The sequence below is a fragment of the Pseudoselenomonas ruminantium genome, from assembly GCF_900142515.1.
In the GTDB taxonomy this organism is placed as follows: Bacteria; Bacillota; Negativicutes; order Selenomonadales; family Selenomonadaceae; genus Selenomonas_A; species Selenomonas_A ruminantium_D.
Genome location: NZ_FRBC01000005.1, coordinates 21483 through 43231, shown reverse-complemented (window position 1 = coordinate 43231; position 21749 = coordinate 21483). Strand labels below are relative to the sequence as shown.

Genomic DNA, 21749 nt, shown 5'->3' with positions numbered 1-21749 from the left:
AACCTCACATATACTTCATGGCCTCAGCCTTGGCCAGCTCATCACAGCGCTCATTCTGGGCCACACCGACATGCCCCTTCACCCAATGGAACCGCACCTGATGTTCTGCAAAGGCCTTGTCCAGCAGCTGCCATAGATCCTGATTCTTGACGGGCGTTCCCGCAGCAGTCATCCAGTTCTTCCGCTTCCAGCCTGCCAGCCAGTTCTTCGTAAAGGCATTTTTCAGATACTGACTGTCGGTATAGAGGTCAATCACCGCGTTTTGCCGGGCAAAGGACAGCGCCTTCAGGGCTGCCGTCAGTTCCATGCGGTTATTGGTTGTCGAAGCCTCGCCCCCATGCAGTTCCGTAAGCTGGCCCTGAATCTGGTCGGCAATCACAGCGGCCCAGCCGCCAGGGCCATCGGGATTGCGCAGGCAGGAACCATCCGTATAGATGATATAGTCCGGCGCATCATCATGATCCACCGCAGGCTCAGCCTGCGTATTTTTTTGCCCGGATGCCGCCTTCTTCCCGCCGCCATAAGGCGGCACATAATCCAGATTCAGCCATTTCGTAGCTTCATTCGCATCCAGGAATCCCTTGAAGCGGGCACCGGGGAAACCTTCCACCTGTGCCTTGCACTCTGCCCAGCTCGTGAATAACCCCGTTTTCCGTCCATTCCGCACGGCATACACTTTCTTGCCAGCCATCTCAGCCCTCCCATCTCGCAAACAGATCCGTCTCGACACCCAATTGGTCGCAGATTTTCCCGACCAGCATATCCACCAGGTCCGCCAGCGTCTGCGGGCGATGATAGAAGCCGGGTGCGGCGGGAACGATCCTTACCCCCAGCTGTGCCAGCTTGAGCAGATTCTCCAGATGGATGGCATGCAGGGGCGTTTCCCGGGGCACCAGCACCAGCTTGCGCCCTTCCTTCATCATGACATCAGCCGCCCGCGTCAGGAGATTATCCGACAGGCTATGGGCAATGCTGGCCACGGTCTTCATCGAGCAGGGCAGCACGACCATCGCATCCACCTTGAAAGAGCCACTGGCAATCGCCGCCCCCACATTGGCATTATCATAGAGCACATCCACCCGCGCAGCCAAATCTTCACGGCTCACACCGCACTCATAGTCCAGCACCTGCCAGCCACTATCCGTCACCACCGCATGCACCTCATGCCCGAGCTGCCGCAGGACCTCAATGAGCCGCAACGCATAAATGCTGCCGCTGGCCCCGGTTATTCCTACCACTATCTTCATAGGCTTTCATCTCACCTCTACATTATTCTTGTATACATTATAACGCAATTATCCCAGTTTTGCCAAAGGCCAAACTGAATTGCTTAGTGGGAAGTTGACAGCCCTAATGGGGAAGCGTATAATGCTTTATGCAGTGTTGAATCATTGAAAGGATTATGGTGATTGTAATGAAAAAGGAATTAATGAAAACCTTAACGCTATGCCTATTGTGTATAATGTGTTTGTGCACAACTTGTTTGGCAGCTGGGAAAAACGAAAATTGGGCAAAATGTTTTAGCCTTGATGACTATACTATTTTTTATGCTGATACCAATTCTATAAAGGCTATAGAATATGATGGACGAAAATATCTAGAAATCAGATTTAAACGTAAAGCGCCGGATATCCAATCTTTTACATGGAAATATATCGAGAGAACTACCGGTGATTGGCATTTGGTTTTCGATATAGAAAGGTGCGTTGGTGTCACTTTAGAAGGATACAATAAATTCTATAATCCCCAACGATGGACTGGTAATATTTCAAATATAAAAAACGGCTGGAATTGTGGGGAAGTTGAAGAACGTATATTAGAATGGGTTTCTAGTAATTATCCATCGCTAATTGATGAAATCATGCAATATAATCATGATAACAAAATCCTGTCACCGATGAGTTCACAAGCTACCATGACTATCTCCAGAAATACCAGCGGCGTTGGTGGTAAGTATAAAATGATTTCTGAAGATGGATTATTAGGCATTACTTTTGATTATAACCCTGATACCAATATTATTCTTTTATATAATAAAGATGAATCTACTCCATATTCAAGTCAAAAATATAAGTCTTGGACAGAAATGATACGTAATAGCCAAAATGATGATATATTTAATGGTACTTACAACCGAAATTCTAAAGGTCAATTTTTGAAAGTTAATGAAAAAAACGTAAATATTTATGATTGGACAACTTATGGACTCTTAACCTTTTTACGTACTAGAGCTTGGAAAAATTTATAATATGCTTCTCCTGTGACGTAAAAAATCGAGCTGCGACAAAATGCGAAAGCATTTTGCTCACAGCTCCTTTTTATACCGAATTATTCATAGCTCCCACCCATATCCCTTAAAATTGCAGCTCTATATAAATGAGATAAAACCAAAACCATTTACTAATTATAATCATCGTTTTTCTAAGGTTTTCTAATAATGATGTCTTATTTAAGGCAGATGCGAAATTTACATCATTGAGTCTTTATCAGACGTATGCTATACTTAATCTGCTGCTTTTCCTCTATGCTTCGGCAGCAGGGGAGGTGTGGACATATGTCGTTAGTTAGTTTCTTTGGGTCTGTAATGGCAAGTATAGTCGCATATTATATTTGCAAGTGGCTTGACAGACACCTGCTTTAAGCAGCCAGCCCCGACTGAGCACGGTCGCCAAACGTGCAAGACCCCCGGAGATGATTAGTTTTCCAGGCCATTCATCTACCGAGGGTCTTTTTGTGTTTCTATGTCGTTAGTTCCTTGAATCTACCTCAATTATAACGCGTCTAACTCATACTGTCAAAAAATTTATTTCTCAAATCATGCCAGCCATTCAGTGCAGCCCGCAAAATATGTACCTGCCGCCGACTTTGCTACTTAGCTGATGCCAGCTTTGCTATCTGCTGTTCCAGCTCAGCCAGTTTCGGTTTCTGCCGCAGCTTCGCCGCATCATAGGTTATGAGCAACGACCCGGTCAGCGTATTGATGACCGCCGTTTCCACGCCGGTAAAGGATCTTATATAGGCTTCCAAATCCTGCGCCCACTCAGGATAAGCCGCCAGCAGCGTGCTGCGCAGGCGTACCCGTCCCGGCACATAAGCATCCACCTGAAAGCTGTCCAGCAAAGCCTGCAACGGTTCCACCGTCTCAGCTTCTTTCGTCCGGCAGCAGTCCGTCAGCTTCCTGGCATCGGCCTGCATCTTCTTATGATGCTGCCAGCCATGCCAGAAAGACAGTGCCGCCCAGGCCACGCCGAAACCGGCATGGAGATTCTTCCCGGCAAAGAGCGTGGCCAGCGTTCCCACGGATGCCAATGTCATTGGCAGTCCCAGCGGTAAATTCTTCCAATCTGCCTGCATATCCATCCCTCTTTCCACATCAGGCTGCCCGACGGTTATTGCGGGCAAAGAAACCGGACTTATTGTTATTCAGAATGCGGCAGCTGTTGAGCACCACAGCCAGAGTCGCGGTATTATGGATGACCGCTGCCCAGAGAGGGCTGATCTTGCCTAAAGCGCCCAAAAGCATAGCCGAGGAATTAACCAAAATGGTAGCCATGAAGTTCTGATGCACCAGATCCATGGTACGTCGGCCCAGCTGCAAAGTTTCAATCAGGCGTTCCGGATCTTCGGAATGGATGGTCACCGCCGAAGATTCAGCGGCGATATCCGTCTGCCGTCCGCCTAAGGACACACCCACATCGGAGAAGGCCAGTGCCGGCGCATCATTGATGCCGTCGCCCACCATCATGACCGTGCCGCGCTGCTTGAGCTTGTTCACATAATGGCTCTTGTCCTCCGGCAGGATTTCCGCATGATAGGAATCGATGTCCATGCTATGGGCCACTTCGGCAGCCACAGCCTTGCTGTCACCCGTGAGCATGACAATCTCGTCCACACCGTGACGGCGCATCTGATTCAACGTCTTCTTCATCTTGGGGCGGATGGGGTCTTCGATGCCGATCACGCCGATGAGCTGCTTGTCGCGGGCCACATAGAGCAGGTTCTTGAAGGCCAGCCCATCGGCCATGCCTTCCGTATCCTCGATGCCATTTTCCCGCAGGAATTTCTGGCTGCCCACGCGGATCAAGCCGCCCTTATAGCCTTCAAAGGCCGGTACTTCTGCCTGCATGCCACGGGCCACGATGGTTTTCGAGGACTTATGCTGCGGGGAAGTCCATGCCTGCTCCTCCACATACTTCTGGATGGCCACCGCCAGCGGATGGACGGAATGCTGCTCAGCCGAAGAGGCCAGCAGGATCATTTCCTTTTCCTCCACGCCTTTGGCCGTCTTGATGAAGGCAATCTGCGGCACGCCAACCGTCAGCGTACCGGTCTTGTCGAGCACCACCGTATCCGTTTCAGCCAGGGCTTCGATATAGTTGCCGCCCTTGACCAGGATGCCGCGTTTGGCTGCAGCCCCGATTGCCGCCGACATGGCCGTAGCCGTGGACAGCTTGAGTCCGCAGGAGAAATCGATGAACAAGAGGTTCAGCACGCGCTGCCAATCACGGGTTGCCCCGTAGACAATGCCCGCACCGATAAAGGATACCGGCACGAGGAAGTTGGCCATCTTATCGGCAAAGTTCTGCACCGGTGCCTTGCGGTTCTGAGCTTCTTCCACCAGATGGACGATATGCGCCAAAGATGTATCCTTGCCGACTTTCTCCACCTTGATGATGAGTTCCCCGGCTTCCACCACGCTGCCGGCATAGACAGGAGAATCCGCATGCTTCATGGCCGGGTTGGACTCACCAGTGATGGAGGCCTGATTGACGGCGGCATCGCCGCTGACCACCCGGCCATCCACGACAATCTTTTCGCCAGTATGGGCGGCAATGGTGTCGCCTACTTTGACGTGTTCCACAGGCACCTTGCGTTCCGTGCCGCCTTCCACCAGCCATACATAGCGCTGGTCGAGGGACAGGAGGCCGGAGATATGGGTACGGGCCTTTTCTGCCGCATAGCTCGTGAGCATTTCAGCGCCATTGGACAGGGCCAGCAGCGTCAGGCTGGACTCAGGCTTGCCGGCCAGCACCGAAGCGATAACCGCCGTAGCGGTCAGGGTATCGGCATTGGGCTGATGGTCTTTGACCACACCGCTCACGCCGTTCTGGATGAACTTGCGGGCAATGCCCAGCACCAGCAGGCTGCGCATGATCTTCGTGCCCACGAACAGCTGCGGCGACGTGCGTTTCAGCACTTCCATGGCCGCAAAACCTGCCAGGGAGATCACCGCATCACGACGGTATTCAGCCAGTCTTTCGGCTGGCGTGATAGCTGCTTCCTGCAGACGCTTGACCGTCTCGATCAGCATCTTCTGGATTTCCTGCAGCTGGAACGGTGTCATCTGGCGTTTGTACCAGATATGGACCTTGCGTTCATCCACCGTCACCGCCACGATATTGCGGTTACGGCGAATCTTGGCGGCCAGTTTTGCCCGTTCTTCACGGTTAAGGGCCGCCTGTAAATGGAAATAACAATTTCCGTACATCATACGGTGCGCCATCCTCTCATAAGTGTCACTGCCCACCAGAGCATCTGGGAACCGGAAGGATACTGCCCGGTCAGGAACATCTTGCGGAAACCTCGCAGGAGAAACAGGAGCGAAGCCAAAGAACTCATATCAAAGAGACCACCCGTATGGTCTTTTATCCAGTTGCTGATTGCCCGCACGGTACCACGAATGCTGCGGGTAATGATACCTGCCTGCGCCTCCGGCATCTTGCTGACAGCGCCCCCCTGCTGAGCCGCCGTCGGAACCTGCGCCGTGAAAAGTTTTTCCGCCATCCATTTTGCCAGGGCATCAATCTTCCCAGCATCCTCAACGGCAAAAGTCAGCAGGATACTGCCACTTTCCGCATTGACTTTGATCGTTTCGATATAATCCAGCTTCGCCAGTTTCTCCTCCAGCAGTTTGGCCAACTCTGCCGAAACAGCAGCAGCCCGATAACGGCGACGGCCCGGCAGATCAGATTCCAGCTTGAAAGGTTCTACCGGCTTCAGGAATTTGCCCAGATTGATATCCGGCATTTCAAAGCCCTGAGAAGACATACTTCTGCCCCCCATAGCTCCCCCGCGGCTCCCCAGCATGCGGCTGCCAGAGCCCATCATACGGCCTGCGCCCATCATCTTGCTGGCACCCATCATGCCAGTAGCAGCGGCACCTACACCAGCGGCACCACCGCCCATCAACATACTGCCCAGCCCCTGTACCAGCGCTGTGCCCATCATAAATCCAGATGCATAAGACATTCGTTATTTCCTCCTTGCATGCGTCATAATATATTCTTCCACCTTGCGCAAATCCGCATTCTGGCGGAGTCTTTCCGGCGTATAAAGGATCAGTATGGAACCCGATGTTACATTGGTCTGTACGCTGTCAATCTCTGCAAAAGCCCCCAACTGGCTCTGAATCTGTGCTTCCAGTTCGGTATTGCCAATCAGGTTGTTGCTGTACAGCCGCACCCGTCCGGGCAGATAGGACGAAATATCCACGGAGCGGATGAATAAATCCAGGGTATTGGTGGGGATTTGGAAATTCCCGATGAAACTCAAATCTTTTCCTCCTCATACTACAAAAGACTGCCGCAATAAAAGAGCGGCAGTCTCTTTTCTCGTCAATAAACGATTATTTAGCCTTCTTAGCTTCCTGAGCAGCGATGAGGTCTTCCAATTCCTCTTTCTGACGCTGCAGTTCAGCTACCGGCAGTTCAGCAGCGGGAGCAACCTGCTGCATAGCAGCCAGCTGAGCTTCACGCTCCTGCATGAAACGATAACCAAAGATACCAGCAACGGCACCTACAGCCAGACCAATCCAAAAATCTGTCTTCTGAAACATCGAATCCATCCTCCTTAAACATAAAGCTTCATAAACGAGTGGGGCTCGCCTATAATTCATTCATAGGGTAACCTGCTTCCCCATTCTGCCATTGGAGAACGAAATGATAATGAAGAAAAATTATCAATTTCAGTCTTTATCATAGCAAAATTGAGAGTCTTTGTCAACGCACAGCACCCCTTCTTTCTTATTATATAAAGGGCATACATAAATTGTCAATCAATTTACAAAAAACAAGATTAATTATCATTTACTTACATACAAATGGATTAAATTGTCTCTCCATCGCGTATATTTTAAGCAATTGAACGCCTATCCATGAACTTTAGTCCGTGTGCACATCATTTTCGACCTTATAGGCCACCGCATACATGGTCGGCAGCACCAGCAAGGTCAGGATCGTAGCCACCAGCAGGCCGCTGGAAATCGCTACGGCCATCGGGCCCCAGAAGGTGCTGGCCATCAGGGGGATCATGCCCAGGATGGCTGCTGCCGCCGTCAGCATGATGGGACGGAAGCGCAGGATAGCCGAATCCACCACGGCATCATAAGGAGTTTCTCCCGCCGCGATATGTTTCTTGATCTGGTCGATGAGGATGACCGAGTTGCGGATGATCATGCCGAACAAAGCCAGGATGCCCAGTTCCGCCACGAAGCCCATGGCCGAATCCGTAAGCAACATGCCCCAGACCACACCAATCAGCCCCAGCGGCGCGGTCAGCAGGGTCAGCAGCATCTGTTTGGCGCTGTCCAGCTGGAACATCAGCAGCGTCATGATGACGAAGATCATGGCCGGCACCGGCGCCAGCAGGAAGCGGGAAGCGTTGTTGCTGTTCTCCAACGCTCCTGCCACTTGGATATCACAGCCGAAGGGCAGGTTTTCCCGCAGTTCCTTTGTCGCCTCATAAGCTTTTTTCGTGGCATCATTGGCCGTGCCTTCATGCACCTCAGCCTGTACCGTGATCGTGGGCAGCAGGTTGCGGCGCTTGATCAGGCCATCTTCGGCCCCATAGGAAATCTTGGCGATCTGCTCCAGCGGCACATAACCGGCACTGCCCAGATAGACCGGCAGGCTGCCAATCTTGCCCAAATCCTCGCGATCGGCAACCGACAGGCGCAGGGTGATATCCAGCGTACGGTCCCCCGTGTAGAACTGGGCCGCCTTGGCACCAGTAACCTCGGTGTAGATCATCTGCTTGACCGCCTGTGCGCTCAGCCCCAGGCTTTTGAGCTTATCCTGATCCAGCTCCAGCTTGACCACCTTGCTCTTCTCATTCCAGTCCAGATGCACATTGTAATTATTGCTGTCAGCGGCTACGATCTCTTCCACCTTATGAGCAAGTTCCTTGGTCTTTTCCGTATTGTAGCCCGTCACCCGCAGCATGACCGGATAATCCGTCGGCGGGCCGGTCTGCAGGTACTGCAGCTTCGCCCGTACATCCGAGAACTCCTCATTGAAAGAAGCCTTCAGCTCTTCGGCCAGCTTCTCCCGCGCCTTGACATCCTTGGTCACGATGACAAAGTTCGCGACATTGTCCGTGCTGGCCTTGGGATCGACAGTCAGGACAAAACGGGGCGCGTAGCGGCCCACATAATAGGAATAGTTATCCAGCAGATCTTCATGCTGCTGCAGGAAGTTGGACATCCGGTCTGCAACGGCCTGCGAAGCCTCCATCGAAGACCCCTCCGGCAATTTGAGCTCCATGAGCACTTCCGGACGCGTAGAGGACGGGAAGAATTCCTGCCGGATATGCGGCATCATCGCCAGCGACAGGACAAAGAGGGCCACCGTGCCCAACAGCACCGTCCGACGGTGTGTCAGGAACAGCTGCAGCACCTTGCGGAATTCCACATAAAAGCGGCTCTGATACGGATTGAGCTCGCCCTGTTCATCCACCTTGGGTTTCACCCGGATCATATAGGTGCCCAGCAGTGGCGCCACCATGACGGACACGACCCAGGACAGCACCAGCGCGATGCCGATGACCGGGAACAGCGCACTGCAGAACTCACTGGCCATCCCTTTGGAAAAAGCAACGGGGATAAAGCCCGCGCAGGTAATCAGGGTACCAGTCAGCATCGGTTTGGCCGTGGCCTTGAAGGCAAAGCAGGCCGCCTCGAAGCGACTAAGGCCCGCTTCGAGCTTCACGCTCATCATTTCCACGGCGATGATGGCATCATCCACCAAAAGCCCCAGCGCGATAATCAGCGAACCTAAAGACACCTTATGCAGGTCAATGCCCAGCACATACATGAAGATAAAGACGCCGCAGAGCACCAGCGGGATACAGCAGGCTACTACCATCCCCGTCCGCCAGCCCAGTGACATGAAGCTGACCGCCAGGACAATCACGATGGCTTCCATCAGGGTCTTGATGAACTCATTGATGGAGGAACGCACCACTTCCGACTGGTTGGCCACCTGCTGGATTTCCAGCCCGGCAGGCAATTCACCCTGAATGGCCGTTATCTGTTTCTTGAGGTTCTCACCCAAAGCGAGGATATTGCCGCCATCCTCCATGGACACGGCAATGCCGATTGCCGGCTCACCGTTGAAGAACATCTTGCTGTCAGCAGGACTGCCCGCCTTGCGGCTGACCTTGGCCACATCCCCCAAGCGGAAATTGCGGCCGCCCGCGCTGATGGGCGTCTCCTCAATGGCCTTCACATCTGCGAACTGACCGCTGAGGCGCAGGTAGACATTGGAGGAATCCGTATCCACCATGGCCGCTGCCGTCATTTCATTCTGTGTCTTGAGTGCATTAGAGATCGCCTGCGGACTGATGCCCAGCTCACTGAGCTTCATGGTATCGAGTTCCACATAGATCTTTTCCTTCTGCTCGCCGATCAGCTCGACCTTCTGCACGCTCGGAACGTTCAAGAGCATGCGCCGCGTCTTCTCAGCATACTGCCGCAATTCCTCGTAGCTGTAACCATCACCAGTGACAGCATAGACCGTGCCGAACACATCATCAAAGCGGTCATTATAGTAAGGGCCGTAGACGCCCTCCGGCAGATCCTTCTTGATATCCTCACAGAAATTGCGCACATCACGCCAGGTCGGACGGATATCGCCCTTGTGCATCTCATCCTGCAGTTCCACATAGATAACCGCCTGTCCGGCCCGGTTCTCACTCTTTATGGCCTTCAGATGTGGCGTATCCTGCAGGCGCTTTTCCAGCTTGTCCGTGACCTGCTCCTGCATCTCCTCTGCCGTAGCCCCCGGCCAGGCAGCCGATATCACCATCTGACGGATGGTGAACTGGGGATCTTCCATACGCCCGAGCTGAAAGTAGGACAGGATGCCGCCAATGGCGGTAATGACGATAAAATACCACACCAGCGTGCGGTTTTTCAGGGAAACTTCCGTAAGATTCCGCATCAGTCCGCCTCCGTCCGCACGCTCTGACCTTCATGGAGTTTATGCACCCCTGCGGTCACAACCAGATCACCAACCCCCAGGCCTGCGACCTGCACTTTATCATCACCCAGCTGTTCAACCGTCACAGCCTTGGCGGTAAGCCTGTTATCATCGCCTACCACCCAAACCTGGGCAGTATCCCCATCCTGGAAGATTGCGGCCAAAGGCAACGTGGTTATTCCATCTGCTTCCTCCGTCTCCGCACCCTTGATGGACACATTGGCGGTCATGCCCAGCTGCATCCCCTCCGGCGGTTCCGGTATCGATACACGCACCTTGTAGGTACGGGTCGCCGCATCAGCCATGGGCGCAATCTCGCGGATCGTTCCATCGACGCGCCCTTTCAAGGCCCAGAAGTCCACCGACACGGGCAGTCCCAGCGAAAGCTCACTCACCTTATTTTCCGGCACGGAGATCTCCACTTCCAGCTCATCAGTCTGCACCAGTGTCAGCACCGTCTGGCCAGCAGCTACGACCTGGCCTTCCTCGGCCGAAATGGCCGAGATCACGCCATTGGCACCAGAGGTCAGATTGGTGTACCCCAGAGAATTATGGCCCTGCTTCTGCTGCGCCAATGCGCTTCTATATGCCGCAAAAGCCGCATCATAATTGGTCTGATACTGATCCAGCGTGGCCTTGGATACCGCACTTTCCTGATACAGCTGCGTATAGCGCTCCAGATTCTTCTCAGCCAGCGAGAGCTGCGCCCGGGCCGAAGCCACCTGCGCATCCCCCTGGTTGGACTGTTGCAGCACATCCCGGGCATCGATGACCATCAGCACATCCCCCGCATGAACGCGGCTGCCCACCTGCACATTGCGCGCCAGGATCTGGCCGCCCACCTGAAAAGACATATTCGTTTCATGGCGCCCCTTCACGGTACCGGAATAGCTGCCACTCTGCGCATCCGCCCCCAGGCTGGCCTGCTGTGTCTTTACCAGCACGGGTTTCTCCTGGGCAGCTTCCTTGCTGCCGCAGCCACTGGCCAGCAAAGTCACAGCCACAAGCACCATGGCCAAAAACTTACAGTTTTTCACGGACTGCGCCCCCCGTCGGCAAATGCTTGGCCAACTCCACCAAATCTGCCTCACAGGCCCGATCTACCAATTTATGGAAGCCCGTAAAGAGCTCCTTGACCTCAGCCTTATCCATGTCCGTCACCAGATAATCCACCCAGCCCTGAATGACATTGCGCAGGTATTCATGCTGCTCACGGCCATAATCCGTAAGGTAGATATGACGGATACGCCGATCGACCGAATCGGCTTCCCGATAAATGAAGCCCTTATCCACCAGCAGATTGATGGTACGGGTGACCACCGCCTTATCCAGATAAAGCATGGCCGCCAGATCATCCTGCTTGGCTCCCTCATGATCGAAAATGCGGATCAGCATGATATATTCCGAAAACGTCAGTCCATATTTCTGGCAGGCCTCCACCACAAACAACTGCGAACGGCGATGCAGAATGGAGAACCAGCGCCCCCAATTTACATATTCATCCATCTCAAAATCCTCCCTGTCTTTTATAATAAGTTGTATTTCAGTAAGTTGATTACATCAAACAATTTTACTGCAAAACTGCATAAAAGTCAATATTCATCACTTTTTTCTGATAATTTACACGCCATTTTTTCTTTTCCTTATTCTGCCTTCCGTGTATAATGATAGAGAAGTCTTTTATAAAGGGGGAATAGCTATGACCTGCCCACGTGTCGGCCATATCGATTTTCTGAATGTCCTGCCTCTTTCCTACAGTTACAACCATGGCGCCGCCCAAGGGCTGTCCATCACCCGCGGCGTGCCCGCCATCCTCAATAACGACCTCATTAACGGGCGGCTGGATATGAGCAACTGCTCGTCCATCGTCTACGCCCGCCACAGCGAAAAACTCGTAATCTTGCCGGATGTCTGCGTCAGCACCGACGGTGCCGTCCAGAGCATCCTGCTGATTTCCAGGAAGCCCATCGAAAGGCTCAAGGATGACAAGATCATCCTCACGGCCAAAAGTGCTACCTCTCATTGCCTGCTGAAAATCATCCTGCGCAGCTACGGTGCCATCCCCAATTACTATGTGCGCCATGTGGCCCCCGAAAGCCCCATCCCCGAAGATGCCACAGCTTCCCTGCTGATTGGTGATGATGCCCTCTGGTGCTACCATCACCGCGAAGAAGGCCTCTATTATTATGATCTGGGGCAGGAATGGCAGGAACTCACCGGCAAGAAGATGGTCTATGCCCTCTGGGTGGTAAACAAGGACTTTGCCGAAAACAGCCCGGAAATGCTGCAGCTCATCTATGACCGGGTGCATCGGGCGTTCCAGAAATATCCGGAAAACCAGGAAACCATCATCCATTCCATCCTGAAGGAGAAGCCCTTCACCTACGAACAGCTCGACAGCTACCTCTACAACACCATAAAATGGGATCTGAGCGAAGAATACCTCGACGGCCTCCGGACTTTCTACCAGATGGCCCATAATATGAACCTGATCGAACATATCCCCGAACTCAACTTCGCCAAAGTACGGCGCAATTAAAAAGTCACGACTACACGCTGAAATGCTGTAGTCGTGACTTTTTTCAGCTAACACGCTGTCTCAGTTCACGCTCGCGGGCCTCTTTCTCCGCCTCTTGCTTCTTTTTGTTCAGCAGTTCCTTGGCCATTTCCTTTTTAGCCACGACAGTTCCATGATTCGGCACTAACACCAAGACCTTGTTATACCACTCAATGGCCTTTTCCAGGCTGCTTTCTTTCGTTGTATAGCCTACGTAGTAGTTATGGTAATAGACATCACCCATCCGCACCATTGCATCCAGATAATTCGGACATAGCTTTATTGCCTCTTCATAACTGCCCCAGCCATCCTTGCTTTCGAGCACACCGTTTTCCCATGTCTCAGCCCGCAGCAGGGCATTCTCTCCCCGATAAAACCAAAACGTGGGATTATCGGGCTCAAGCATCAAAGCTTCCTGAAAATCACGATCTGCTTCGTTAAACATTTCATAAAAGACACTGTTTTTCTGCTCTGCTGCCCGGTGGCCTTTGGCGATGCCACGCAGCAAATACGCCTCGGCATTTTTCGGATCAAGCTCAATCACTTTATCCAGTACAGCCACCGCCATTGGATAATCCTGCTCCTCATCAATGGCTGTTTTAGCACGTTTCAATTGTTCAGCAATATTGAAATCTACCGTGGTACTGCTCAAATAAAAGAGCCCGGAATGGGATTGCTGCAAATCTGCCAGCGCTTGTTCGGAAAGCGCTGCCTCTCCTGCCGGCATTGCCGTCAATAACCCCATAGCCAATGCTATAGCAAACAAATCCTTTTTCACACAGATCAGCCTCCTCTTGCAGTCATGATAATCTATAATTCGCAAAAAGGGACAAAAGTCCTGCCTACCAGTAAAAATAATTCTCAATTTTTAAGCAGGATTTAATCAGCCCTTGTTATAGTATATCATGTTTTCATTTTATTTTCATTTTTCGAGGAGGTCATTTATGAGTACATTAAAATCTTGCCTGGATTGGAAAAACGGCTTGGCCAGCGAGGAAGATCGCGGTCAAAAGTACATGCTGTTTCTGATGTTGCTGACCTTTGTCCAATTCTGCACCAACGCTGCCACCGTTGCCCCGGATAATGCCCTGAGTTTCCTGCTCCTGCCGGCGACCCTGCTGGAGATTGTGCTGTCCCTTGCCATGCTGGTGCTCAGCGTATACATCTTCTACCAAAACAAGGTCTGGCATTTCCTGTTCCGGCTGGTGCCCTGCACGCTTGTGAGCCTGATCCTGCTGGGCATTGTCCAGGCACTTCTCGGGCCTGCCGGCCTGGCGATCTGGGTGATTGCAGCCATCTACGTCAATCGTCATTACTTCAAGCCCATCGGCAAATATCAAGGATACATCTTCTATTACTTTGCCTGTATCGTCACGTCCATGATTGCCGGTGTGTTCATCACGTATACCGCCTTCAGCGCCACTTCCAGCAGTGCCATCGGCCTGTCCATGTTCATGGGAATGCTTGTGGGACTGGGCATGACGGCCCTGTTATGGCGCCTGATGGCCAAGGAGATCGCAAACGGCCGTACCTTCTATGAAGCCCTGCGGATTGCCACGCTGATTCCCGTAGCCTTCATGTTCCTGCTGATTGGACTGCTGACCTTCGTGCCGGTTAAATTCTTCTCCGGAAAACACCTCTTCGGCGAAAAAGGCCATGACTATCTGATGATGCCCAAGACAGAAGACTAAACACCATATCCCATGCAATTCTTTGCACAAAAACGGCCTCCAAACACGGAGGCCATTTTTGTCTGTTCATTTCACATAGCCCATCAAACCTGGCAGCCACAGGGAAAGTTCTGGTATATACGTCACCATCAACAAAGCGATGAACAAGGCTGCGAAGAACGGAAGCAGCCACTTGACAACGGACTCGAGTTCCACGCCGCCCACTTTCACGCCGACAAACAGTGTCGTGCCCACCGGCGGAGTAATGGTACCGATGCACAGATTGAAAATCATGAAAATGCCGAAATGGATGGGGTTGATTCCCAGCGCCATGCACACCGGCAGGAAAATCGGGGTAAAGATCAGGCAAGCCGGTGTCATATCCATAAAGGTTCCTACCACCAGCAGGATGATGTTAATGAAAAGCAGGATCAGGATACGGCTGTCGGTCAGTCCCAGCAATCCTGCCGAAACAGCCTCAGGAATATTCGTGAAGGCCATTACCCAGGACATGATGCTGGAAGTACCAATCAAAAAGATGATGATACCGGTCATCTCCGCACTTTCCTCAAAGATGCGGGGTAGATCCTGTACACGGATGGAATGATAGCAGAACATGGACAGGAGCAGGCTATACACCACAGCCACTACGGAACCTTCGGTGGCCGTAAAGACACCAGAAATGATGCCGCCAATAACCACCACCAACAACAGCAGACAGGGAACCGCATCGGCCATCACCTTCCAGGCTTCCTTGGAGGCAAACACATGCTCAGCCCGATAACCATGCTGACGAGCCAGGACATAAGCCACACTCATGCAGGCAAGCCCCCAGAGAAGCCCCGGAATATACCCGGCCATAAAGAGCGCTGCCACCGAGGTGCCACCGCTGACCAGGGAATAAGTAATCATCACATTACTAGGCGGAATCAACAACCCCGAAGGTGCCGACGAGATGTTGGTCGCCGCTGAAAAACTCGGCTCATAGCCCTCATCCTTCTCAATCGGAGCAATCATCGAGCCCATGGCCGAAGCAGCCGCCGTTCCCGAACCAGATATGGAACCGAACATCATATTGGCTACTACATTGGTCTGGGCCAGCGCCCCCGGAGTCTGCCCCGTAAACAATTTGGCCAGATTGATCAAACGAATCGCGATCCCGCCCCGATTCATGATATTGCCCGCCAATATGAAGAACGGGATGGCCAGCAGTGAAAAAATCGAAATCCCGGAAAATATCCGCTGTGCTCCGGTCAGCACCGCTGCATCAAAGTTCAAAACCGGCAGGATTGCCAGAATGGACGCAATGGCCAATGCCATCGCAATGGGCATTCCCACGATCAGCAGCACCACCAGCGCCACCAGGATAATCGTGCCGGAAAGAATTGCCACGCTCATACATACACCTCATTTCTACCCAAGTTCATCTGCTGCCCTGCATATTTTCTTTCCATAAGTCCATGATGTTGAATACCCCGTAAATACCAATCAGCAATCCTGTCAACGGCACCACCGCATATACCGCCCCCATGGGAATTCCCAACGATGCCGTCTTCTGCGACATAGTCAGCTCCATGATAGTCAGGCCGCCGTAGAGAAGCACTACCAGCGCCACAGCCACCACCATTGTCTCAATAAACAATTCCAGCCACGTCCGTTCCTTCCCTTGGAGCCGGTCCGCAAATACCGATACCCGCAAGTGTTCCCGCTTGCCAAAGACCAGGGCCGATACCAACAGAGCCATCCAGGCAAACGTATAAGTCAACAGCTCCTCCGATACCGTACTGGGACTGTTGAAGATGTACCGGGTGACGATCTGATAAGTGCCAATACAGACAATCGCGGCAAACATGACACTGCATGCCACAGACAGAGTCTTATCCAGTATATTGCGTATTCTCTTGATGCATTTCATACCTTATGCCCCCGTATCCTTTGCATTGATTTCCTGGATGTGCTCGTAAATATCCCGGATATTCGGATTTTTGGCCAACATCTCCTTATGCAGTTCCAGAACCTGAGCGCGGAACGGTGTCATATCCACATCGACAAAAGTCACGCCCATTTCTTCCTGCGCTATCTTTTTGGCATTTTCCACTTCTTTGTCCCAGGCTTCCAGCTCCACATCCGTGGACAACCTGGCCGCCTCCGCAAAAACTTCCTGTTCTTCCGGACTCAACGATTGCAGGAAGCGCAGATTAGCCATAAGTACATCGGGAATCATCTGATGGTTTGTATAGCTGTAATACTTTGCCACCTCACCATGCTTATTATTGGTAATGGCCAGTTCGTTGTTTTCCGCCCCATCGATAACCCCCTGCTGGATTGCAGTGTAGACTTCGCCAAAAGCCATTGGCGTTGCGGCCGCGCCAAAGGCATTCACCATCGCAATGCTGGCCGGAGATTGCTGCACACGTAATTTCATCCCCTGCATATCCTCAGGTTTTTCTATCTTCTCCTTGGCATAGAAACTGCGGATCCCCGCATTATACCAGGTCATGACACGAAAACCTGCCTCATCCGTGGAAGCATATATCTTCTTCATGTAATCCTCATCCCGCATCGTATCAAAATAAGCTTTTTGTGATGCAAACAGATAAGGCATACTGAACACTTCATAAACGCTGGCAATGGTTTCCACATTCGGACACCCCACCACGATAAAATCAATGGCACCAGTCTGCGTCAATTCAATGGCTTTTTTCTGTCCCCCCAACAATTCATTCGGGAAAATCTGCACCTCAAACTTATCCCCCAGCTTTTCCTCCACATGCTTCTTGAAGGCCAACAAGCCGATATGCTCCGGATGTTTCTCCGATTGTGAATGGGCAATCCTTACAATCCGCTTGCCATTCCCAATGGAATTCCCCAGCGGCAGCATAAGGAAGATAAGCAGGCCCACGACCAGCAAAACGGCTAAGTTTCCTTTCCACTTCATGCTTTGATCACACCTTTCCACACAACATATTCGCACATATTTATGCTTGTTATATATTATTTTAATTTGTTTATGCGTGTAAGTAAATGTGTTTATCAACCGCAGCCTTGTGTTTATCCCTTTTATTTTGCGCTAATTGGATAAAATACTTGTGTTTATGATATATAAGAAAGGTGAAACGACAAAAATAGGCTGTTGCACTAAGACATTCCACTACAATATCCAGTACAGGAAAACTTTTTTCCCTATAAATCGGATATTGTGGCAAAATGCTTATGTGCAACAGCCCTTTGTTATGGAATCTTCAGGGGAAAATGAATTTAGGAAACCTTAGGAGATTTTCATGTTTAAAGCACACCGCAGCAGGAAGCTACCAGATAAGCGATGAGGCCGCCGCAGAGCGGTGCCACAACGGGAATCCAGGCATACCCCCAGTCGGAGCTGCCCTTGCCGGCAATCGGCAGGATGGCATGGGCAATGCGCGGGCCCAGGTCACGGGCGGGATTCATGGCATAACCCGTGGGGCCACCCAGGGAAAGGCCAAGTGCCAGGATCAGGATACCGACGATATAGGGGCCGTAACCCGGAACCAGCGTGCCAACCGGTTTGGAGAAGATCATCCAGATGACAAACATCAGGAAGAACGTAGCGATGGTCTCGCAGATGAAATTGGCAGCCGGATTGCGGATAGCCGGGCCCGTAGCGAAGACGCCCAATTTCGTAGCCTGATCTTCCGTTTCAGCCCAATGCGGCAGATATGCCAGCCAGACGATAGCCGCACCGACGATACCGCCTAAGAGCTGCACAATAGAAGTCATGAGGAACTGATTGAAGGTGTAGATGCCGGCCATCATCTTAGCCAGCGTAACAGCCGGATTCAGGTCGCCCTGAGGAGCGCCCAGCGTCGTAGCCGTGAATACACCCAGCGTAACGGCAAATGCCCAGCCGAAGGCTACGCAGATCCACCCGCCGCCCTGGCCTTTTGATTTCGTCAGTGACATATTGGCACAAACGCCGCAACCAAAGACAAGCAGTACCATTGTGCCAAAGAACTCGCCCAGCAAGTTTTCAGAACCTGTTACCATGATAATCCCTCTCTCTAAAAAAAATGATAATAGCATTATATCAATAGTCAGCCTGCGGCTGCCACCTCCCCCCAAGGGGGGAGGCTGGACTATTGCAATCCAAGAATCTTATTCTTCTTCATCCAGCCAGTGCATGGAATGTTTGACGGCTTTGCGCCAGCCCTTATAGAGGCGGTCGGCTTCCGTCTTTTCCATCTGGGATTCGAAGCGGGAATCCAGCTTCCAGCTGCTCTTGAGTTCTTCCTTGTTCGTCCAGACGCCCACGGCCAGACCGGCAAGATAAGCAGCACCCAGAGCAGTGGTTTCCGTGATCTGCGGACGGTCAACAGGCACACCCAGCAGGTCAGACTGGAACTGCATGAGCAGGTTATTGGCTACCGCACCGCCGTCTACCTTGAGAGCAGAGAGCTTTTCACCGGAGTCAGCTTCCATGGCTTCCAGGACATCACGCGTCTGATAAGCCAGCGATTCCAACGTAGCACGTACGATATGTGCCTTGGTCGTGCCACGGGTGATGCCGATGATGGCACCGCGGGCATTCATATCCCAATACGGAGCGCCGAGACCGACGAAAGCCGGTACGACATAAACGCCGCCGTTGTCCTTGACTTTCTTGGCCACCCACTCAGAATCCGGTGCAGAATCCACCATGCGCACGCCATCGCGGAGCCACTGGATAGCGGAGCCGGCTACGAAGATGGAACCTTCGAGCGCGTATTCCACCTTGCCATCGAGGCCCCAGGCAATGGTCGTCACGAGGCCATTCTTGGATTTGTGGATTTCCGTACCCGTGTTCATGAGCATAAAGCAGCCCGTACCATAGGTGTTCTTCGCCATGCCCGGTTCGAAGCAGTTCTGGCCAAAGAGCGCAGCCTGCTGGTCACCAGCAGCGCCAGCAACGGGAATCGGTGCACCGAGGATGGGCGGAACGGTTTCGCCATAGACACAGGAAGACGGTTTTACTTCCGGCAGCATGGATTTCGGCACATCGAGATAGCCCAGCAGCGCGTCATCCCATTTGAGTTCATTGATGTTGTAGAGCATGGTACGGGAAGCATTGGAGTAATCCGTCACATGAGCCTTGCCGCCCGTGAGCTTCCAAATCAGCCAGGTATCGATGGTACCAAAGAGCAGCTCGCCCTTTTCTGCCTTTTCGCGGGCGCCTTCCACCTTGTCGAGGATCCATTTGATTTTCGTAGCGGAGAAATAAGCATCAATCAGAAGACCAGTCTTGTCCTTGACCTCATCCACAAGGCCTTTTTTCTTGAGGTCTTCCGCAATGGGAGCCGTCTGGCGGGACTGCCAGACAATGGCGTTGTACACAGGACGGCCCGTGTTCTTGTCCCAGACGACCGTGGTTTCGCGCTGGTTGGTGATACCGATTGCTGCGATATCGCTGGCTACGAGGCCGGACTGCTCGAGAGCTTCCTTCATGACCGTGGTCATGGAGCTCCAGATTTCATCCGCATCATGTTCCACCCAGCCCGGTTCCGGGAAATACTGGGTGAATTCCTTCTGGGAAACGCCGACAATCTTCGAGTTCTTGTCGAAAATGATCGCGCGATTGCTCGTCGTACCTGCATCCAAAGCCATTACATAATTCTTTGCCATTGTGAAACCCCTCTACTTTCTTGTGGAGTCAATCAAGACTCTGATTAAGATTAAGAAAAATTCATGCTGACCTTTAATAGTCTCCGACAATCTTCTGGGCCAGATCCAGGATCTTGACCGCATCAATGCCGGCATAGAGATCCTTGGGAATAACCGCTGACTTGACGTTAGGATACCTGACCTGCAGCTCCGGCAGTTCAAATGCAGACTGGGGAGCCAGCAGCATGACATCCGCAAACTGGGATGCCTCCTTGACTTCCTGAATGGGATAGAATGTCACCGAGCAGGGATACCCCAGCCTTGCTGCCTCATGTTCCATGCGGCGCACCAGCATATTGGTGGACACACCGGCTGAACAGATCAGTACAATTCTCCGAATCATTGAAAATCCTCCTTCCTACTTACCATAAGCCTTAGCTAATATCTCAACGGGATGACAGGTCTTAGCCTGCGTACCATGTTGGATCTGTAATCTGCAAGTGCCGCAGTCGCAGATGACTTCGTCACTTTGAGAGTCTTTGATGCGGCGGAAGAGCTTTTCGCCTATCTTCATGGAAATGGCGTATTTATCCCCCTTGAAGCCATAGTTGCCGCTCATGCCGCAACAGCCCGCATCGGCCTGTTCCACGGAAACACCGGGAATCTCCGCCAGTATCCTGGCTGCCGGTACACCGAACCCCTGACTCTTGAGGTGGCAGGGAACGTGATACATAAGCTTTTCCCCTACCTGTTTGAAGTCGGTATTGAGCTGCCCCTTATCGGCCAGCATCTCCAGGAATTCAAAGGCATCATAGACGTTTTCGCCGGCCTCGTGCATCTTCTCTTCATTGAAGAGTTCGTGATATTCCTGTTTGAGCATCAGGGAACAGGAAGTGCAGCAGGCGATTACGGGAATGCCCTTTTGCTTCCATTCCAGAATGCGGCTCACATTGTTATCGGCATGTTCATGGGCCTCATCCAGATAGCCTGTGACCACCATCGGCGAACCGCAGCAGTTGAACTTCTCATCCACGAGAACCTCATAGCCGTTGGCATTCATGACCTTGACAAAGGCCACGCCCACCTGCGGTTCATTCTGATTGATGAAGCATCCCGGGAAGAACACCACCTTCTTCTGACTGGCAGGCTGCCTGATGCCCTTGAACAGCTGCATGAAGCTCTCAGAGGCATATGCCGGCATATTGCGTTCTCCTGCCATCCCCATAGCGGCGAACATCCCCAAAGACTTGCCGACCTTCATGCCCAGATTGGCAAACGTCGCCCCAAAGGGCAGGGAACGGACGAGTCTGGCCATGCGCTCACCATGTGCCAGCATATCATCACGCTGGGAATGCTCGTGGGTTTCGTAGTATTTGGCCCGCTGCAGCATATTCAGCGTGGACACCGCCACCCCGGAAGGGCAGGCACGGTCACAGCTCTTGCAGTTGGAGCAGAAATCCAGACTGTCTTCGAAATCATCCTGGGAAAAATGCATGCGGCTGTGAGCAGGGCCTACAAGCTTCGGGCCGCGATAGCTCTTTTCTGCTTCCATCACGGGGCAGCTGGACATACAGGAAGTACAGGACAGGCAATGGTCGGCAGTCGCACGTGCCGTTTCCATCTCTTCAATTTTCTTACTGATATCACTCATCG

At 52.2% G+C, this 21749-nt stretch carries 21 protein-coding genes; 3 read left to right on the top strand and 18 right to left on the bottom strand.

Going from position 1 to position 21749, the window contains the following annotated elements:
- Window positions 1-4: 4 nt before the first annotated feature.
- Entirely contained in the window at window positions 5-691 is a 687-nt protein-coding gene (rnhA, locus tag BUB68_RS03875) for a ribonuclease HI (protein WP_073088473.1), read from the bottom strand.
- Window position 692: 1 nt separating this feature from the next.
- Entirely contained in the window at window positions 693-1247 is a 555-nt protein-coding gene (locus BUB68_RS03870) for a UbiX family flavin prenyltransferase (RefSeq protein ID WP_073088472.1), read from the bottom strand.
- A gap of 167 nt (window positions 1248-1414) precedes the next feature.
- On the opposite strand from BUB68_RS03870, the gene BUB68_RS03865 reads away from it, so the two are divergent.
- Complete coding sequence (locus BUB68_RS03865) at window positions 1415-2248, top strand: hypothetical protein (RefSeq protein ID WP_073088471.1); 834 nt, start codon at window positions 1415-1417, stop codon at window positions 2246-2248.
- 620 nt (window positions 2249-2868) lie between these two features.
- On the opposite strand, the gene BUB68_RS03860 is transcribed toward BUB68_RS03865, so the two are convergent.
- The 8 genes from BUB68_RS03860 to BUB68_RS03825 all read right to left on the bottom strand — a co-directional run bounded on the left by BUB68_RS03860 (window position 2869) and on the right by BUB68_RS03825 (window position 11762).
- On the bottom strand, window positions 2869-3354 hold the full coding sequence (locus BUB68_RS03860) for an HMA2 domain-containing protein (RefSeq protein ID WP_073088470.1): 486 nt from the start codon (window positions 3352-3354) through the stop codon (window positions 2869-2871).
- A 19-nt stretch (window positions 3355-3373) separates the two neighbouring features.
- Window positions 3374-5491, bottom strand: coding sequence for a heavy metal translocating P-type ATPase (locus BUB68_RS03855; protein WP_073088469.1), 2118 nt, complete (start codon window positions 5489-5491; stop codon window positions 3374-3376).
- Entirely contained in the window at window positions 5488-6249 is a 762-nt protein-coding gene (locus BUB68_RS03850) for an HMA2 domain-containing protein (protein ID WP_143188076.1), read from the bottom strand. Before BUB68_RS03850 ends, BUB68_RS03855 begins: the two co-directional genes overlap by 4 nt.
- Before the next feature lie 3 nt (window positions 6250-6252).
- Window positions 6253-6552 carry an HMA2 domain-containing protein gene (locus BUB68_RS03845; RefSeq protein ID WP_073088468.1) on the bottom strand — a complete coding sequence of 100 codons (300 nt, stop codon included), beginning with the start codon at window positions 6550-6552 and terminating at the stop codon, window positions 6253-6255.
- Between the two features lie 73 nt (window positions 6553-6625).
- Window positions 6626-6835 carry a 50S ribosomal protein L9 gene (locus tag BUB68_RS03840; RefSeq protein ID WP_073088467.1) on the bottom strand — a complete coding sequence of 70 codons (210 nt, stop codon included), beginning with the start codon at window positions 6833-6835 and terminating at the stop codon, window positions 6626-6628.
- A gap of 325 nt (window positions 6836-7160) precedes the next feature.
- Complete coding sequence (locus BUB68_RS03835) at window positions 7161-10217, bottom strand: efflux RND transporter permease subunit (protein WP_073088466.1); 3057 nt, start codon at window positions 10215-10217, stop codon at window positions 7161-7163.
- Window positions 10217-11269 (bottom strand): efflux RND transporter periplasmic adaptor subunit, encoded by a 1053-nt coding sequence (locus tag BUB68_RS03830; RefSeq protein ID WP_073088542.1) that lies wholly within the window; start codon window positions 11267-11269, stop codon window positions 10217-10219. The genes BUB68_RS03835 and BUB68_RS03830 overlap by 1 nt, the downstream gene beginning before the upstream one ends.
- Window positions 11270-11279: 10 nt before the next feature.
- Complete coding sequence (locus BUB68_RS03825) at window positions 11280-11762, bottom strand: MarR family winged helix-turn-helix transcriptional regulator (RefSeq protein WP_073088465.1); 483 nt, start codon at window positions 11760-11762, stop codon at window positions 11280-11282.
- Window positions 11763-11955: 193 nt separating this feature from the next.
- Here BUB68_RS03825 and BUB68_RS03820 point away from each other — a divergent pair, with 193 nt between their 5' ends.
- The gene (locus tag BUB68_RS03820) at window positions 11956-12795 is read left to right on the top strand and encodes a menaquinone biosynthetic enzyme MqnA/MqnD family protein (RefSeq protein WP_073088464.1); all 840 of its coding nucleotides are present in this window, start codon (window positions 11956-11958) and stop codon (window positions 12793-12795) included.
- A gap of 43 nt (window positions 12796-12838) precedes the next feature.
- Here the strand turns inward: BUB68_RS03820 and BUB68_RS03815 are convergent, their stop codons facing one another.
- Window positions 12839-13591 (bottom strand): tetratricopeptide repeat protein, encoded by a 753-nt coding sequence (locus tag BUB68_RS03815; RefSeq protein WP_073088463.1) that lies wholly within the window; start codon window positions 13589-13591, stop codon window positions 12839-12841.
- 166 nt (window positions 13592-13757) lie between these two features.
- On the opposite strand from BUB68_RS03815, the gene BUB68_RS03810 reads away from it, so the two are divergent.
- Window positions 13758-14504, top strand: coding sequence for a hypothetical protein (locus BUB68_RS03810; protein WP_073088462.1), 747 nt, complete (start codon window positions 13758-13760; stop codon window positions 14502-14504).
- Window positions 14505-14570: 66 nt separating this feature from the next.
- On the opposite strand, the gene BUB68_RS03805 is transcribed toward BUB68_RS03810, so the two are convergent.
- The 7 genes from BUB68_RS03805 to BUB68_RS03775 form a co-directional block, all read right to left on the bottom strand.
- Window positions 14571-15881 carry a TRAP transporter large permease gene (locus tag BUB68_RS03805; protein ID WP_073088461.1) on the bottom strand — a complete coding sequence of 437 codons (1311 nt, stop codon included), beginning with the start codon at window positions 15879-15881 and terminating at the stop codon, window positions 14571-14573.
- Window positions 15882-15906: 25 nt separating this feature from the next.
- The gene (locus BUB68_RS03800) at window positions 15907-16398 is read right to left on the bottom strand and encodes a TRAP transporter small permease (protein ID WP_073088460.1); all 492 of its coding nucleotides are present in this window, start codon (window positions 16396-16398) and stop codon (window positions 15907-15909) included.
- 3 nt (window positions 16399-16401) lie between these two features.
- Window positions 16402-17421 (bottom strand): TRAP transporter substrate-binding protein, encoded by a 1020-nt coding sequence (locus tag BUB68_RS03795; protein ID WP_073088459.1) that lies wholly within the window; start codon window positions 17419-17421, stop codon window positions 16402-16404.
- Between the two features lie 347 nt (window positions 17422-17768).
- Window positions 17769-18506, bottom strand: a complete 738-nt coding sequence (locus tag BUB68_RS03790; RefSeq protein ID WP_073088458.1) for an MIP/aquaporin family protein — start codon at window positions 18504-18506, stop codon at window positions 17769-17771.
- A 108-nt stretch (window positions 18507-18614) separates the two neighbouring features.
- Entirely contained in the window at window positions 18615-20117 is a 1503-nt protein-coding gene (gene glpK, locus BUB68_RS03785) for a glycerol kinase GlpK (RefSeq protein WP_073088457.1), read from the bottom strand.
- A gap of 73 nt (window positions 20118-20190) precedes the next feature.
- The gene (locus BUB68_RS03780; protein WP_073088456.1) at window positions 20191-20499 is read right to left on the bottom strand and encodes a PTS sugar transporter subunit IIB; all 309 of its coding nucleotides are present in this window, start codon (window positions 20497-20499) and stop codon (window positions 20191-20193) included.
- A 15-nt stretch (window positions 20500-20514) separates the two neighbouring features.
- Window positions 20515-21747, bottom strand: a complete 1233-nt coding sequence (locus BUB68_RS03775) for an anaerobic glycerol-3-phosphate dehydrogenase subunit C (RefSeq protein WP_143188075.1) — start codon at window positions 21745-21747, stop codon at window positions 20515-20517.
- Between the last annotated feature and the right edge of the window lie 2 nt (window positions 21748-21749).